This window comes from Aphanothece sacrum FPU1 (genome assembly GCF_003864295.1).
In the GTDB taxonomy this organism is placed as follows: domain Bacteria; phylum Cyanobacteriota; class Cyanobacteriia; order Cyanobacteriales; family Microcystaceae; genus Aphanothece_B; species Aphanothece_B sacrum.
The window spans coordinates 47,256-60,979 of record NZ_BDQK01000013.1; the positions used below are offsets into that span (position 1 = coordinate 47,256).

14 protein-coding genes are annotated in these 13,724 nt (G+C 36.1%); 6 read left to right on the forward strand and 8 right to left on the reverse strand.

Translation table 11 applies throughout. From position 1 onward, the window contains the following. Window positions 1-75 precede the first annotated feature (75 nt). Together AsFPU1_RS10770 and AsFPU1_RS10775 are read left to right on the forward strand one after the other, a co-directional pair. Complete coding sequence (locus tag AsFPU1_RS10770; RefSeq protein WP_124970324.1) at window positions 76-1,431, forward strand: MlaD family protein; 1,356 nt, start codon at window positions 76-78, stop codon at window positions 1,429-1,431. A gap of 533 nt (window positions 1,432-1,964) precedes the next feature. Further along, window positions 1,965-2,543 carry a hypothetical protein gene (locus AsFPU1_RS10775; protein WP_124970327.1) on the forward strand — a complete coding sequence of 193 codons (579 nt, stop codon included), beginning with the start codon at window positions 1,965-1,967 and terminating at the stop codon, window positions 2,541-2,543. A gap of 5 nt (window positions 2,544-2,548) precedes the next feature. Here AsFPU1_RS10775 and dacB read toward each other — a convergent pair whose 3' ends face one another. Together dacB and AsFPU1_RS22630 are read right to left on the reverse strand one after the other, a co-directional pair. Next, window positions 2,549-4,042: a D-alanyl-D-alanine carboxypeptidase/D-alanyl-D-alanine endopeptidase gene (gene dacB / locus AsFPU1_RS10780; RefSeq protein WP_124970330.1), complete on the reverse strand. Its 1,494-nt coding sequence runs from the start codon at window positions 4,040-4,042 to the stop codon at window positions 2,549-2,551. Between the two features lie 25 nt (window positions 4,043-4,067). Beyond that, on the reverse strand, window positions 4,068-4,229 hold the full coding sequence (locus AsFPU1_RS22630) for a hypothetical protein (RefSeq protein ID WP_172957402.1): 162 nt from the start codon (window positions 4,227-4,229) through the stop codon (window positions 4,068-4,070). 171 nt (window positions 4,230-4,400) lie between these two features. Here AsFPU1_RS22630 and gor point away from each other — a divergent pair, with 171 nt between their 5' ends. Continuing rightward, window positions 4,401-5,753, forward strand: a complete 1,353-nt coding sequence (gene gor, locus AsFPU1_RS10785; protein ID WP_124970332.1) for a glutathione-disulfide reductase — start codon at window positions 4,401-4,403, stop codon at window positions 5,751-5,753. A 152-nt stretch (window positions 5,754-5,905) separates the two neighbouring features. Continuing rightward, window positions 5,906-6,505: a peroxiredoxin gene (locus tag AsFPU1_RS10790; protein ID WP_124970335.1), complete on the forward strand. Its 600-nt coding sequence runs from the start codon at window positions 5,906-5,908 to the stop codon at window positions 6,503-6,505. 251 nt (window positions 6,506-6,756) lie between these two features. Here AsFPU1_RS10790 and AsFPU1_RS10795 read toward each other — a convergent pair whose 3' ends face one another. Next, window positions 6,757-7,479: a cytochrome b/b6 domain-containing protein gene (locus tag AsFPU1_RS10795; protein WP_124970338.1), complete on the reverse strand. Its 723-nt coding sequence runs from the start codon at window positions 7,477-7,479 to the stop codon at window positions 6,757-6,759. 134 nt (window positions 7,480-7,613) lie between these two features. On the opposite strand from AsFPU1_RS10795, the gene AsFPU1_RS10800 reads away from it, so the two are divergent. Further along, window positions 7,614-8,003 (forward strand): ArsR/SmtB family transcription factor, encoded by a 390-nt coding sequence (locus AsFPU1_RS10800; RefSeq protein WP_124970341.1) that lies wholly within the window; start codon window positions 7,614-7,616, stop codon window positions 8,001-8,003. Here the strand turns inward: AsFPU1_RS10800 and AsFPU1_RS10805 are convergent. The 5 genes from AsFPU1_RS10805 to AsFPU1_RS10825 all read right to left on the reverse strand — a co-directional run bounded on the left by AsFPU1_RS10805 (window position 8,000) and on the right by AsFPU1_RS10825 (window position 12,078). Next, window positions 8,000-8,173, reverse strand: a complete 174-nt coding sequence (locus tag AsFPU1_RS10805; protein ID WP_124970344.1) for a metallothionein — start codon at window positions 8,171-8,173, stop codon at window positions 8,000-8,002. The two genes, AsFPU1_RS10800 and AsFPU1_RS10805, sit on opposite strands and share 4 nt — an antisense overlap. Window positions 8,174-8,487: 314 nt before the next feature. Further along, complete coding sequence (locus AsFPU1_RS10810; RefSeq protein ID WP_124970347.1) at window positions 8,488-9,624, reverse strand: DegT/DnrJ/EryC1/StrS family aminotransferase; 1,137 nt, start codon at window positions 9,622-9,624, stop codon at window positions 8,488-8,490. 109 nt (window positions 9,625-9,733) lie between these two features. After that, window positions 9,734-10,246 (reverse strand): hypothetical protein, encoded by a 513-nt coding sequence (locus AsFPU1_RS10815; RefSeq protein WP_124970350.1) that lies wholly within the window; start codon window positions 10,244-10,246, stop codon window positions 9,734-9,736. A 549-nt stretch (window positions 10,247-10,795) separates the two neighbouring features. Further along, complete coding sequence (locus AsFPU1_RS10820; protein ID WP_124970353.1) at window positions 10,796-11,575, reverse strand: hypothetical protein; 780 nt, start codon at window positions 11,573-11,575, stop codon at window positions 10,796-10,798. 128 nt (window positions 11,576-11,703) lie between these two features. Next, entirely contained in the window at window positions 11,704-12,078 is a 375-nt protein-coding gene (locus AsFPU1_RS10825) for a hypothetical protein (protein WP_124970356.1), read from the reverse strand. Between the two features lie 462 nt (window positions 12,079-12,540). Between AsFPU1_RS10825 and AsFPU1_RS10830 the strand changes: the two genes are divergently transcribed. Continuing rightward, window positions 12,541-13,671 carry a type IV pilus twitching motility protein PilT gene (locus AsFPU1_RS10830; protein ID WP_227873343.1) on the forward strand — a complete coding sequence of 377 codons (1,131 nt, stop codon included), beginning with the start codon at window positions 12,541-12,543 and terminating at the stop codon, window positions 13,669-13,671. Window positions 13,672-13,724: the final 53 nt, after the last annotated feature.

Sequence of the window (13,724 nt, forward strand, 5' to 3'; positions counted from 1 at the left end):
GAGGAAGGAATTAAGGCTGAAACTTATCCTATCAGTTACCCTTCATATTTTTTTGAATCAGTGTGAGGAAAGATTATGCTACGAATGCGAAGTTTTCAAGAGGGTACAGTGGGGTTATTTGCCCTATTTGGCCTAATTTTATTTGGAGGACTGGTAATCTGGTTACGAGGAGGATTAATCGGTCAAAATACTTATCAAATTAGGGCAGAATTTGAAGCTGTTGAGGGCTTACAAATTGGGGCCTCTGTCCGTTTTCGGGGAGTTGCTGTGGGAAAAATTATCGCCCTTGCACCTAGTAGTAACGGGGTTAATGCTATTTTAGAACTTTCTTCGACTAATCTCAGAATTCCTCGTGATTCTAAGATTCAAATTAATCGTTCTGGACTTATTGGGGAAGCTTCTGTTGATATTACTCCTTCACGAACTCTCAATGAACAAGCATTATCTATTAATCCTACCAGTAAAGAATGTCCTGACAAAAATGAGATTATTTGTCATGATGATGAGGTGGTAGGAAAAGTTGGTCCTCAATTATTTGATGCTTTAAATCGTCTGAGTGATACTTATACTGATCCTGAATTTGTCGGTAACTTGAATAATGCCGCTAAAAATGTCTCAAAAGCTGGGGATAGAATTGCTAAACTTAGTGATGAGGTAACGCTTTTTTCTCGGTCGGCCCGAGGACAAATTAAAGGAGTTTCTCGTACAATTAATAGTATTGATGGTGCGGCTAGAAATGCTTCTCAATTAATGGGAAATGTTAATACTGTCGTGACGGAAAATCGCGCTGATATTAATAAAACTATTAGTAGTGCAGCTAATTTGATTAATAATATTGATAGTTTAGTATCAGAAAATCGGGGTAATATTACTAATACTTTGAATAGTCTCGAACGGACCAGCGATGAGGCGCGTCAGGTGGCTATTGAAATAGGAAAAACCGTTAATCGGGTAAATATTGGACTGGATAAACTTAATATAGAAAAAGTTGCTAAAGATTTGGAATCTTTGATGAATGATGCTTCCCAAACTGCAGCTAATTTACGCAATTTTTCTCAATCTATTAATGATCCACAAGTGATTCTTTCTCTACAAAAAACTTTAGATTCCGCTAGGGTTACGTTTGAAAATGCTCAAAAAATTACTTCTGATGTGGAAATTTTAACGGGAGATCCTGTCTTCCGTGATAATATTCGTAAATTAGTTAATGGCCTCGGTAATTTAGTTTCTTATACTGATAGACTAGAACAACAAGTTTATACGTCTCAATTACTCGAATCAGTTACAGATCATTTAGAATATCAAATCCAGACTCAACAACAATTAGCCACTCGTCAATCTTCTAATCCTACTCCGGTTTCTCCTGCTTCTATTCCTCCTATTTCACCGATTCAACCACCAACTTTAAAAACTTTTTCTAATAAGAATTAAACTATTATTATTAATAATTTGCCATCATATTAATTGTTGTAGGGGCATGGCGTTAATCAGTTTTTTCTCTCATTTATAAATTATAACCGGAGTTATGCTTTATTATCACAAATAACAGACTTGAACTCGTTCATAGTTAAGCTATAAAAACAAAGGTTGCCTACGCAACCTATAATGGCTGTCCGCGCTCGTCGGACTTCGTTTTTATAGTATAAGGCTTTAGCCTTTTATTAATTATTAATTTCCCTACCTCAAATTCAAAGAGGTACAAAGAATTATAAAACCGTATATTGGTTTTTAAAAACTGTATGCAAGTTTCAAATAGTTATTCTTGGTAGGAGAGTAAAGCTACTTTCGGATAAAACAATATGAAGCTTTTGTTGTTTAGCTTGTTGTCTTAAATTATAAATAAAACAGAATAATTTAAGAAAATAGTGCTGTTTTTTTTTTATTTAGCTATTTTTGTGACAGTTTACTAGATAAAAGGTTATTTATACTAATGATAGACGATAAATTACGGCTTCATAGTAACTATGCTCACACAAATTGTTCGTCCTTTAGTTCAAACACAAGTACGACTACTGGCTAATTCTCAAGCAACACAAACCACCTTAATAGACACCATTTCTCGTTGGTTAGGGTATCTTGGAGTGGATGCTAAAGTGACTAAATTGGCCTCTGATTCTGAGGGTATTCATGTGTCGATAACAGTTGGGAAACCCGACTCTTGTGAGACAAAAGATTGGCAAAAAATTCTTGATAATTTGCGATCTTCTTCTGACAAAGATAATAACTGTGAACCCATGAATGGTTCACAAGAATTACAATTAGCTAGATTACTGGCTTATTTGATACAAGCAGGAAACCCTAATAATAATATTAACTGGAATGAAGTAGAAAATCAACTACAAAGTTTGCAGTTAGATCATTCTATTCTATCAGGAATTCAATCGGCACTCAAAGTTCCTCAACCTCAAAATTTATTAGATAAACTTGATCCTGATGTGGCGGCCAGTGCTTTTCCTTTTGCGGTTAAAATTGCTTGGTTTGATCAACAGATTAACCCTCAAGAAAATCACGCTTTATCTGCTTTATTATGTGCTATGAAATAGATTTTTTAACAGTGTTTAATTCTAGATAAAACTAGAATAATTCTATCAATTATTTGTCGTAATTCGGAAGGAGGTAATTCTGATTGATTAACAATAATACTAAATACTAATGGGGGATAATTAGGAGGACTTAAATAACCAGATAAAGCAGACACACCAGATAGTGTGCCAGTTTTTGCTTGTAAATTTTCTTTAATTTCTGTTTCTTTAAATCGTTCCTGTAAAGTTCCCCTAACTCCTGCTACCGCTAATGAATTACGGTAATTATCTGCTTCTGACGTTTTCGACATTAATCTCAGAGTTCTTACTAATGCTTCAGGAGTCACTAAGTTATGACGTGATAATCCTGAACCGTCTTTTAAATGATAAAAATTAGCCGGAATTCCTAATTGACTTAAGCTGTCTTTTAAACCATCTAAACTGGTTTGATTTTTAGTTTCATTTCCTAAAAGATTGAGTAAACTTTCTGCAAATAAATTATTACTATCTTCGTTTGCTTTAGTAATTAAAAAAGATACGGGTTGAGATTCAATGATGGTTAATTCTCTCTCATTATTAATTATTTCAGGATTATTTATTACCTTAGTTTCTCCAACAATAATATTTTCTTGTGCTAAAATTTGTTGTAAACTCTCTAAAAAATAAGTAGTTGGGTTGACAACTGCTAACCCAAAGGTATCCGGTTCAGTATTACTTGCTAATTCTCCTTTTAGGGTTAAAATAGGTTGAGCAAAATCTCGCTCAATTGTGATAGAATAAGCTGTATCTTTGGGAGCAGTTAAAGTTTGATTATTAATTTGCCATTGTTGACCGGCTAAACTGTCTGACCATTCTAATTTTAAAGGTTCTCCTACATTTTGAGGAATTAATTTTAAAGTAACTGCATTTTCATTAAGTATTAAATGGTTAATAGCTGTGGCATAATAAAATTGTATATCTTCCCATTCCCAAGTTAAATTAATTGGTGATTCCTTAAAATCTCCATCCGTGACTATTAATTGATCAATTTGCTTTATCCCTCTTATTTTTAACCATTTAGCTAAGGTTTGCAATTGTTGAGTAGTTAAACTGGGATCACCTTTTCCTACTATTCTTAATGTCTGTAAATGAGGGTAATTTCCCGTAATATAAATGGGAGTATTAATCCGAAATTGTGAACCATATTTTAACAAAACTGCTGCAGTTGTTAAGAGTTTAACATTAGAAGCAGGAATAAAATATTTTTGCTCATCTAAAGCATATAAAGTTGACCCAGAATCTAAGGTTTGTATTAAAATGCCCCACCGTGATCGCCGATATTTTTCTTCTTTAATAATTCTCTCAATCTCCTGAGATAAATCAGCAGGGCAAATGCTTGACTTTTCTTCTGATTGACTTATAAGATAAGAGTGCTTTAGTGCTTCAATAGCTAATAAATTTGGTGTAAATTGCTCTAAAAAAGTAAGTAAAAACAATCCTAAAGTTACCGTTAGTTTGGGAGAATAAAAGCAGTTATTCATCAAGCAAAAGCTTCCTAAAATTAAGTTAAATAAATTTAACTTCTTCTCCTTGAGATCCACAAGAAACACCAGCTTGATCAAGGGTATTTAAGTTAAACTCAACCAAAAGAGTAATACTATTCCCTGGTTGAAATGTGCGACAAATAATAGTAACATACTTTAAGTCAGAATAGTGTAGACCTCCCACATAATTTCTAATTTTTGACTAAAAGCAGATTTAGCCACCGCTTTAATTCTAACTGGATTATAGTGATTAGCTAAATCCAGTTAGAACATCATAGTATCGACTTAATCGCTATAATAAAAACAGTCAATAAGTTAATTAATTTCGCCAGACAACGAGGAGAATTCAATCATTATGAGTTATGACTTTGATCTATTTGTTATTGGTGGAGGTTCAGGAGGAATCGCTACCGCTAGACGGGCCGCAGAATACGGGGCAAAAGTTGGGTTAGCAGAAATGGGTCGCTTAGGGGGAACTTGTGTAAATAAAGGTTGTATTCCTAAAAAATTAATGGTTTATACATCCCATTTTCCCCATCTATTTGAAGAATCTCAAGGATACGGTTGGAGTCCAGTTAAAAGCACTTTAGACTGGACAAAAATGATCACTTCTGTACAAAATGAAGTGACCCGACTCAATGGGATTTATCAAAAAATGTTAGATAATTCTAAGGTAGAAATTTATCGTAATTATGGTAAATTAATTGATTCCCATACTATTGAAGTTGGTGATAAAAAAGTCACTGCCGATAAAATTTTAATTGCGGTAGGAGGTCATCCGGTTAAACCCGATATACCAGGAATTGAACATACAATTATCTCCGATAATATGTTTGAATTGCCTGCCCAACCCAAACGATTAGTAGTCTGGGGAGGGGGTTATATTGGAGTTGAGTTTGCTTGCATTATGCAATCTTTAGGATCAGAAGTCATCCAAATTATTCGCCAAGATAAAATTTTAAAAGGATTTGATGAAGATCTAAGATCCACCATTCAAGAAGCCATGGAAAAGCATGGTATTCGCATTCTGAGTCAATGTACAATCACTGCAATTGAAAAGACATCAGAAGGTTTAAAATTGTCCTTACAAGGGCAAGAAACAACGGATATGGTATTAGCAGATACCATCGGTTTAGCCGCAACAGGACGGAAACCTAATTTAGATAATTTAGGACTAGAAAATGCGGGAGTAGATGTGAAAAATGGGGCGATCGCCGTTGATAAATATAGTTGCACCAGTCAACCCAATATTTATGCTGTTGGCGACTGTACTGATCGCATTAATTTGACCCCTGTAGCGATTAATGAGGGACGGGCCATTGCCGATAGCGAATATGGGGGCAAACCCCGTATAATGAGTCATGAAAACGTCCCCTCAGCCGTTTTTAGTACCCCAGAAGCGGCTACTGTTGGCTTAACTGAAGCCGAAGCGATCGCCCAATATGGAGAAAATGCCATTAAAGTGTATCGTAGTAAATTTCGCCCAATGTACTATATTCTGCCAGCAAAAGACGAAAAAACCTTGATGAAGTTAGTAGTACATCAAGAAACTGATCGGATATTAGGGGCCCACATGGTGGGAGACCACGCAGCCGAAATTATTCAAGGTGTGGCGATCGCGGTGAAAATGGGAGCTAAAAAAGCCGATTTTGATGCGACAGTGGGAATACATCCCAGTTCAGCCGAAGAATTCGTGACCATGCGCTAAAGTAAACTAGGGGCAACATCTAACGTTGCCTCAAACCAAAAGCCTCTATACGGTACGATAGTTATTCACAATGGTTATGAGTATGATATATTTGTAATAGAAAGTAACTCTAAAAACCGTCCCTAGACTAACAGATTTGAGGAGACTAAATTATGACGACAGAAGGATATTTGCGCGTAGGACAACCCGCACCTGATTTTACCGCAACAGCAGTTATTGATCAGGAATTTCAAACCAAAAAACTCTCTAGTTATCGTGGCAAATATGTTGTCTTATTCTTCTATCCTTTAGATTTTACTTTTGTTTGCCCCACTGAAATCATTGCCTTTAGCGATCGCTACGAAGAATTTACCAGAATTAATACGGAAGTTTTAGGAGTATCAGTAGACAGTGAATTTGCCCACTTAGCTTGGATTCAAACTGAGCGAAAAAATGGAGGTGTTGGAGATGTTGCTTATCCTCTAATTTCTGATATTAAAAAAGAACTTAGTACCGCTTACAATGTATTAGATCCCGAAGCTGGTGTTGCCTTGCGTGGACTTTTTATTATTGATAAAGAGGGAATTATTCAACACGTAACTATTAATAATCTTTCCTTTGGTCGTAGTGTAGATGAGACTTTGCGCACTCTTAAAGCGGTTCAATATGTACAGAGTCATCCTGATGAAGTTTGCCCCGCAGGTTGGCAAGAAGGTGACAAAACTATGGTTCCTGATCCTGTTAAATCTAAAATCTACTTTTCCACTGTTTAGTTATGAAATAGTCCGCCTCAACTTATTTAAAATAGTTGGGGCTAATTAATTTGGTTTTATCGGACAAACTATGCTAAATTACTAATTAATGACAGACTCAAGTCTGATCCTATAAAGACTAAGTCCGCCTGCGCGGACAGCCATTCTAGGTGGCGTAGGCAACCTTTACTTAAAATATTGCACTAACAACACTCAAATAAACTGTGTTATCTGAATCAGCAATCACATCCTACTATATTAATTCCGTACACTTAAAAAGTTTTATTATGGGGTATCTCTTTAATTAAAGAAATGATCCAAGCTGCCCCTAAACTGAGCCAAATAATCGTCTCTAACCATTTTATCCAAGAAGAAGATTGCCACCACTTACGAATCAAACTGAAACGAAAGTTTTGCCAATATTCTATCACTTGTAATTTCCATTTTGAGGGACTATCTTGAATTTTATATGACCAATTAATTATAGATAATAAAAAAGGTAAGCCGCCAACTTTAGCACTCATTAATAAATGAACGGCTAAACTAATAATTAAAATAAGCCATGAGATTAAATGTCCATAATACCAAGCATGATTAAGTTCTCCATTCGGAAGCCATGTTTCATCCATCATTTTTCCGGTAAAAACCGCAAAGGTTAAAGAAAACAGAATCAGAGTATTAACCAAGCGATGAAGATGATACCACCAACCTTTTTGACTAATTTTCGTGAGTTTTTCCAAGGTATTAGTTTGAATTAATCGCTTTTGTCCTTGATGAAAAGCATAAAAAACTAAGCAAGGAAAAATTAATAATGCCCATAAACCAAAGGTTCCATGAATGCCTTCGATGTCTTCAAATTTAGGTAAGGGGATTTTTCCCCATCTGCCATCATAAACATCATAAGTCCAATAGGCAGTTAGGATAGCTAAAATCGTAAAAATAGCAGTTAAGCCGTGAAAAATGCGCAAAAGTAACGGTTGATAAGGTTGAAACATTGGGTGAAAATCGAGGTTAACATCAAATATAATTATAATGTTGCAGTAAAAACTAATGGGATTGGTTGGCTCCTAAGTTATAATAAATATTAGATTAAACTTAGGCAAAAATTATTAAAAGTTACAATAATTCTATGGAAACATCCGTAACTCTTCCTACTGAGTCTGATGCTCTCCTGATATGCCAACCCCATACCTGGGAAACTCAACCTCTAAAAGTCTTTCAAAATAAAATTCTGAGTGTTGAAAAAGCTCAACGCATGGCCGAGTTTTTTAGTTTAATAGGAGATGGAAATCGCTTACGAATTATATCTATATTAGCCCATCAAGAGTTATGTGTTTGTGATTTAGCGAACATCTTGAATATGACTGAATCTGCTGTTTCCCATCAGTTACGAACTCTTAAAACCATGCGTTTAGTTAGATATGAGAAAAGGGGACGCAAGGTGTTTTATTCGTTGCAAGACCATCATGTTTTAGCATTGTATCAATCTGTTGCAGAACACCTTGATGAAACTGACTAGCCGTGACATTCACATCCGTGATGAGAACATCCTGCACCGCTAGAATGTCCAGTGGCACAAGCATCAGAACAATAGTATTTGCCGTCTTTTTGGATTGCATCGCTGAGATTTACGATACAAACACAAGAAGTACAAGCACATTTCATTTGAGTAACGGTCGCTGCTGTCATGATTAATGTATCCTTCGTTTTAACAGGGCTTGTTATTTATAGCTTAACACCTGAACAGGTATTCAGATGTTAAAAATAAACTTTAATTATTGTTGAGAATGATTATTATTCTTGCTAATTATAGATTTCATATCAAGATGTCGGGAGAGCCACCGAGAAAAAACTACATTACTTAATTATATTTTGATTAATAATCAACTTAATCAATATTTGGCGTAAATAGTAAAAAGGACTGATGATGAAAATCAGTCCTCCACCTTCGTAAAGAAACCCCTGACTCCCACCAGGGGTTTTTACTTGACACAAAGCTTTATTTATAGAGATAAATGTCTAACTAATGCTTCTGCGACTATTTTCGCATCTTCTTCCTTCATTCCTGATGTTAATGGCGGACAAATATGGTTCGGACACCAATATTCAGCGCGAGGTAAACTTGAAACTGGACACATATCTTGAAAAACAGGTTGTAAATGACAAGGAATTTCGTAAACTGTTCCCCCTAAAAATATATCCTCTGCTGCTAAAGCGTTTTTAATTTCTTGAGGGTTTTTTCCTTCAGGTAACAGTACCATTAATTTATACTGACTAGCACTATCCATATGATCAGTAGAGACAAATTTAATTCCTGCTTCTCTCAAAGGTGCAGTAATTAATTCATAACAACGTTGCCGTTTTTCAATCATTTCAGACAGTTTAGCTAACTGAATACGACCTAAAACTGCGTGAATTTCAGTCATACGGGTACTATTACCAAAATCTGTATGTAAACCCCCAAAGTCCATTCCCCGTTTACCTTGGTTTCTCAGCGATCGCGCGATATAATCTTCTTCATCGTCATTGAGGGTGATCATTCCTCCTTCAAAGGTGGTCATAATTTTGGTAGGAAAGAAGGAAAAGGCGGCCCCATCCCCTAAATTTCCAGCCTGTACCCCATTAATTTGACTGCCGTGAGCATGGGCAGTATCTTCTAAGACAAATAATCCATTTTCGTGGCAATATTCCACAATTTGGGGAAACTCAGCCGAAATAACACCCCCAATATGTACCCATAATAGGCCAGAAATAGCAGGATTAGCACCTTTTTCCACAGCCTCTTTTACCATATCTAAAGAGGGTGCAAAGGTTGACTCATCCATGTCTAAGTATTTAACTTGTCCCCCGACTCTTAAAACGGCTGCAACGGTGGCAAAATTAGTGTTAGTAGGCACTAAAACCGTTGTTTTTTCTGCTTTTTTGAGACGTAAAATAATTTCTAGACCAGATGAACCAGTATTAACCGCGATCGCGTGTTTGGTGCCAACATATTGAGCAAAGTCTTTTTCAAATTCGGCGGTATTCTCCCCTAAAATGAGTCTACCGGACTTAAGAATCTTTTTGGACTCCAGGGCAAAATAGTCGATTTCTTCGTCTGTAATATCGAAATAAAAGGGTTTAATGGGTTGTTGTGCCATATGTTTAGATTGATCTGATAAACTCAATCAATTCTAAACCCAATAAGCCCCATATTTACTTATAGTAAGAAATACGGGGCAATACCCAAGTGAACAGATAATTATTAGCTTATTTCACTTTTTGCCAAATAGTTGAATAAGAATAACAGGCCTCTACTTTTCTGTCATTGGACTCTACTCCACTAATTGCTCCACTAGTATTACATTTAACTTCCATCTCAATTTTTAATGGTTGTTCGCTAGACATCGCTTGTGTTACTAAGACATGGGCAGATTGTTTTCCCTTATCGGAAACTAATTTTTTCCCAGAGGCATCAGTTACAGTGATATTAATCCCGCTACACTGATCATCACATCCAGCAAAAATAGCATATTGTCCAGGGACAACAAAATCATTCATTGTCGCTTTTGCTACTTGTCTTCTGGGGGATTCTCTGAGGATTTGATAAGTATCTGGTGTAAATCCTTCAACTTTAGCCAATATCTGATTGTCGGCAATTTGTGTTAAGGCTTCTTCGTCATATGTATTATACAGGTTAAGAGAGCGAACCTCAGTTGACATAGCCAATAAAGTTCCGGCAACAATACTGGTTCCAAAAAGTATTCGAGATAGATAATTCATTAGAAACCTCTAACTTACTTTGAGTTTTGATTTAGGGTTGCTCAATGCTCTCCTCACTTAGTTAATACTTGATTTTGAGAACATTTATAGCTTCATACTTATCCCAAAATCATTAACATTTACCCCTTCGTTTCAAACTATATCATGATTTTTTTGTTTGACTATTTTCTTAATATTTACTTTAAAATTGTTGATTACTAATTTCTATTTAATTTTATAAATAAACTTATTAAAATTGTTAAAATTACTATATTTAAGTAAATATGTTACAGTTATTACAGTTAAATTTAAACAAGTAAAGTACAATTAATTTTAGTATTTTGACTTATTAGTCTTTCCTTTCTTTATGGGGGTTGTATAAGCTAACTAATCTAGCGATAAAAATCGCTGAGAGTTAATGTTTTAATTCCTGTTAGATTCGTAGGATGGGTTAGACGCGGCAAAGATTTTGACCGGAAAACTAATAAGTTTTAGGGCGCGTCGTAATCCACCATGTTAAAGATTGTAGATCCGACATACATTTTTTACCAAGATGTCGGGAGAACCACCCTATTTATAGTAAAATTCAGATTGAGCTAAAGCAAAAAAATGAGCGCGAACAATTCGAGATCGATAACTCCACCTATCTAAAAATTCTTTTAATTTACTATATTTTAATTGAAGATGAACATCAAAATGTTCTAAACATTGATTTAACGGTTGCCAATGCTCAAAAGAAATTTGCCAACCCACTTTAGCACCTGCGAGTCCTATTAATGTGCCATCTTTAGCACCTAATTTATGAATATCCCAATAATAAGCTAACTTTTTCCACAGAGCAAAAAATTCTTTTTCTTTGCCATTGTCTCTTTTGATAATAAACATATGCTCTCCTACCCATCTGACTTCTTCTAGGCGCAAATCAAGCTTTTGAGCTAGTTTTTCAATAGAGGATATATCTCCAATATTATTTTTTTGGGTATGTTCTAATAAATTTTGTGACATTGCTGTAATTCCAGGAGGCCAAGGCTGATTAATTTTCTCTAAAATATTTTCAGTCAGAGTAATATCCACATCGACTTGAATAGCCACCGAAAACCTTTCCAAGGCCGCTTCTAAAACAAAAACCTTATCATTATAAGGACGATACCCAAAATAATGATTGTGTTGAATTGCAATAACATTATTCAGATTCCCAAATTCTCTAGGGTTATCTGTAAGTACAACAAAAGATAAATTCGGAGCTTTTTCGGCTAAATCTTGGGATAATGTCCGAGCTAACTGTCGATAAGGACTACCTAACGCCAGACCGCATAAACAACAGTCTAAATTAGAATGATTGATAGTCATATTTTATCGTTTCTAAAAGTATAGTAAAATATTACACTATATTTTTATTCTTAATGAAAAAACCCGGTAATTACCGGGCTGCACTAACTTGTACACAAAATAAACCTGAGTCTAGCAATTGATTAACCTTATTGAACCAAACTACAAGTTAGGGGACAAGCAGCGTAGACGGAAGTATGAGAAGGTCTTGCTTCACCGTGCAGCCATCTGAGCCAATCAACATCTTGAGGATGAATACCTTTAGAGGTTAGCAATGCTGCACCCACTACAATTGCTAATACATTTGCTCCAAGCAAAGAACCCACCACAAGTAACACAGCACTAACGGGTAATACAGACTGTAAAATTACTGATGCTAAAGCCCCAACCGTCGCCATTAAGACGATTAACGGAAATCCAACGACTAATAAACAAACGGTTAGAGTAAAACTCCACACCAAAAAACTTTTTACTAATGTTAATGAATAAACCTTGCTTAAGCTTGGTTTTTGTGCGAATTCCATATTTTTCCCTCCAGAGCAAACCAGTAAAAGTATCAAAAAGCAGATTAGGTCGTGACATTTAGTATAGATAAAATTTCTGAGAAAATGAGGATCTTGTAAGAAAACTTTACATTCTACTCTCACCTTTTCTGGTAGATCTCGTTAATTATTTGCCTTCAACTAATTTGTTCCTTTTTGAGCTAGAAATCAATCCTGAACATGATTAAGCCCAATCTTTTAGAGGCTTTATTGATCCCCAACAAGTGGGGATTTTTCGTCAGATTTGCTCTCCGAAAAAATACTGATCAAGGGAACAAAATTTGTAACATTTCGCAATATTAAGGGTAAAATTTCTCAGAAAAGAAGAACACAGTTAATTAAGAAAGGCATTTTGGGAATACTAGCTCATGACATGGTTTAACTCAAGAGTTTTGTAAAGAAACCTATCCCAAAATTATTATGATCCAAGCTCAAAATCCCCCTATGCCTCCTTTACCCCCTCCCCCTTTACCTCAACTAGATTCTAATCCATCCCCAAGAGGACGGGCCCCAGGACAACCAAGTTTACAAGAACTGATACACCATGCCTTTGAGGAAGGTTATTCTGATGTTCACATAGGCATAGGAGAACGACCCCGTATGCGCGATCGCGGGGAAATGTTGCCTTTAGATTATCCTGAAACCGACCCCAACACATTTATGAGTTGGTTACGGGAAATTCTCAAAGAAGAAGAAATTCAACGCTTTAAAAGAGAACTCGAATTTGACGGGGCCACTCAATATGACTTTGCTAGGGTTCGGATTAACGTTTTTGATAGTTTACGGGGCCACGCAATGGTTTTGCGGTTAATTCCCCTGAAAATTTTAACTATGGAACAACTGCGGTTGCCTATGATTTTTAAAGAGATCTCTGATTCTCATAAAGGCTTAATTTTGGTCACGGGGCCCACTGGATCAGGAAAATCAACCACTATGGCCGCCATGGTTGATTATATTAACAAAGAACATCCTAAACACATCATCACTATTGAAGATCCCGTTGAATTTGTCCATCAAAGTCGTCGTTCTCTGATTAAACAACGGGAAGTCGGAATGCACACCTTACGGTTTGATAATGCCCTCAAAGCGGCTTTACGAGAAGATCCTGATATCATTCTGGTAGGGGAAATGCGGGACAAGGAAACGGTTAATACTGCCCTCAAAGCGGCACAAACGGGTCACTTAGTCATGGGAACTCTCCATACCAATAGTGCAGTCAAAACCCTAGAACGGATTCTCAGTTTGTACAGTGCTGAAGAACGCGAAGCCATGCGAGTGGCTATGGCAGAATCTTTGGTGGCTATTATTGCTCAAGGGTTATGTCGTACAACCGATGGCAAACGGGCCGCCTATCACGATGTTATGATCAATACGGAAACGGTTAAAGATTATATTATTCGCGGTCAAAATGACGAAATTCTTGAATTGATGAAGAATGGAGAGTTTGACGGCATGATTACCAGTAACCAGGCTTTATTTAACCTTTATCAAGAAGGACGTATCACTGAAGAAACTGCCCTAGAATTATCTCCCACTCCTAATGAAATGGCTATGATGCTACGGGGGAGAATCTAGAAACACTCTGAAGAAATGGGGACAAAGCTTGAAATATATAGTACAATAAAAAT

Bases quoted from the DNA above. Each gene is read 5' to 3' on its own strand.
- AsFPU1_RS10770 (WP_124970324.1), top strand. From the start codon at position 76: ATGCTACGAATGCGAAGTTTTCAAGAGGGTACAGTGGGGTTATTTGCC.
- AsFPU1_RS10775 (WP_124970327.1), top strand. From the start codon at position 1,965: ATGCTCACACAAATTGTTCGTCCTTTAGTTCAAACACAAGTACGACTA.
- dacB (WP_124970330.1), bottom strand. From the start codon at position 4,042: ATGAATAACTGCTTTTATTCTCCCAAACTAACGGTAACTTTAGGATTG.
- gor (WP_124970332.1), top strand. From the start codon at position 4,401: ATGAGTTATGACTTTGATCTATTTGTTATTGGTGGAGGTTCAGGAGGA.
- AsFPU1_RS10790 (WP_124970335.1), top strand. From the start codon at position 5,906: ATGACGACAGAAGGATATTTGCGCGTAGGACAACCCGCACCTGATTTT.
- AsFPU1_RS10795 (WP_124970338.1), bottom strand. From the start codon at position 7,479: ATGTTTCAACCTTATCAACCGTTACTTTTGCGCATTTTTCACGGCTTA.
- AsFPU1_RS10800 (WP_124970341.1), top strand. From the start codon at position 7,614: ATGGAAACATCCGTAACTCTTCCTACTGAGTCTGATGCTCTCCTGATA.
- AsFPU1_RS10805 (WP_124970344.1), bottom strand. From the start codon at position 8,173: ATGACAGCAGCGACCGTTACTCAAATGAAATGTGCTTGTACTTCTTGT.
- AsFPU1_RS10810 (WP_124970347.1), bottom strand. From the start codon at position 9,624: ATGGCACAACAACCCATTAAACCCTTTTATTTCGATATTACAGACGAA.
- AsFPU1_RS10815 (WP_124970350.1), bottom strand. From the start codon at position 10,246: ATGAATTATCTATCTCGAATACTTTTTGGAACCAGTATTGTTGCCGGA.
- AsFPU1_RS10820 (WP_124970353.1), bottom strand. From the start codon at position 11,575: ATGACTATCAATCATTCTAATTTAGACTGTTGTTTATGCGGTCTGGCG.
- AsFPU1_RS10825 (WP_124970356.1), bottom strand. From the start codon at position 12,078: ATGGAATTCGCACAAAAACCAAGCTTAAGCAAGGTTTATTCATTAACA.
- AsFPU1_RS10830 (WP_227873343.1), top strand. From the start codon at position 12,541: ATGCCTCCTTTACCCCCTCCCCCTTTACCTCAACTAGATTCTAATCCA.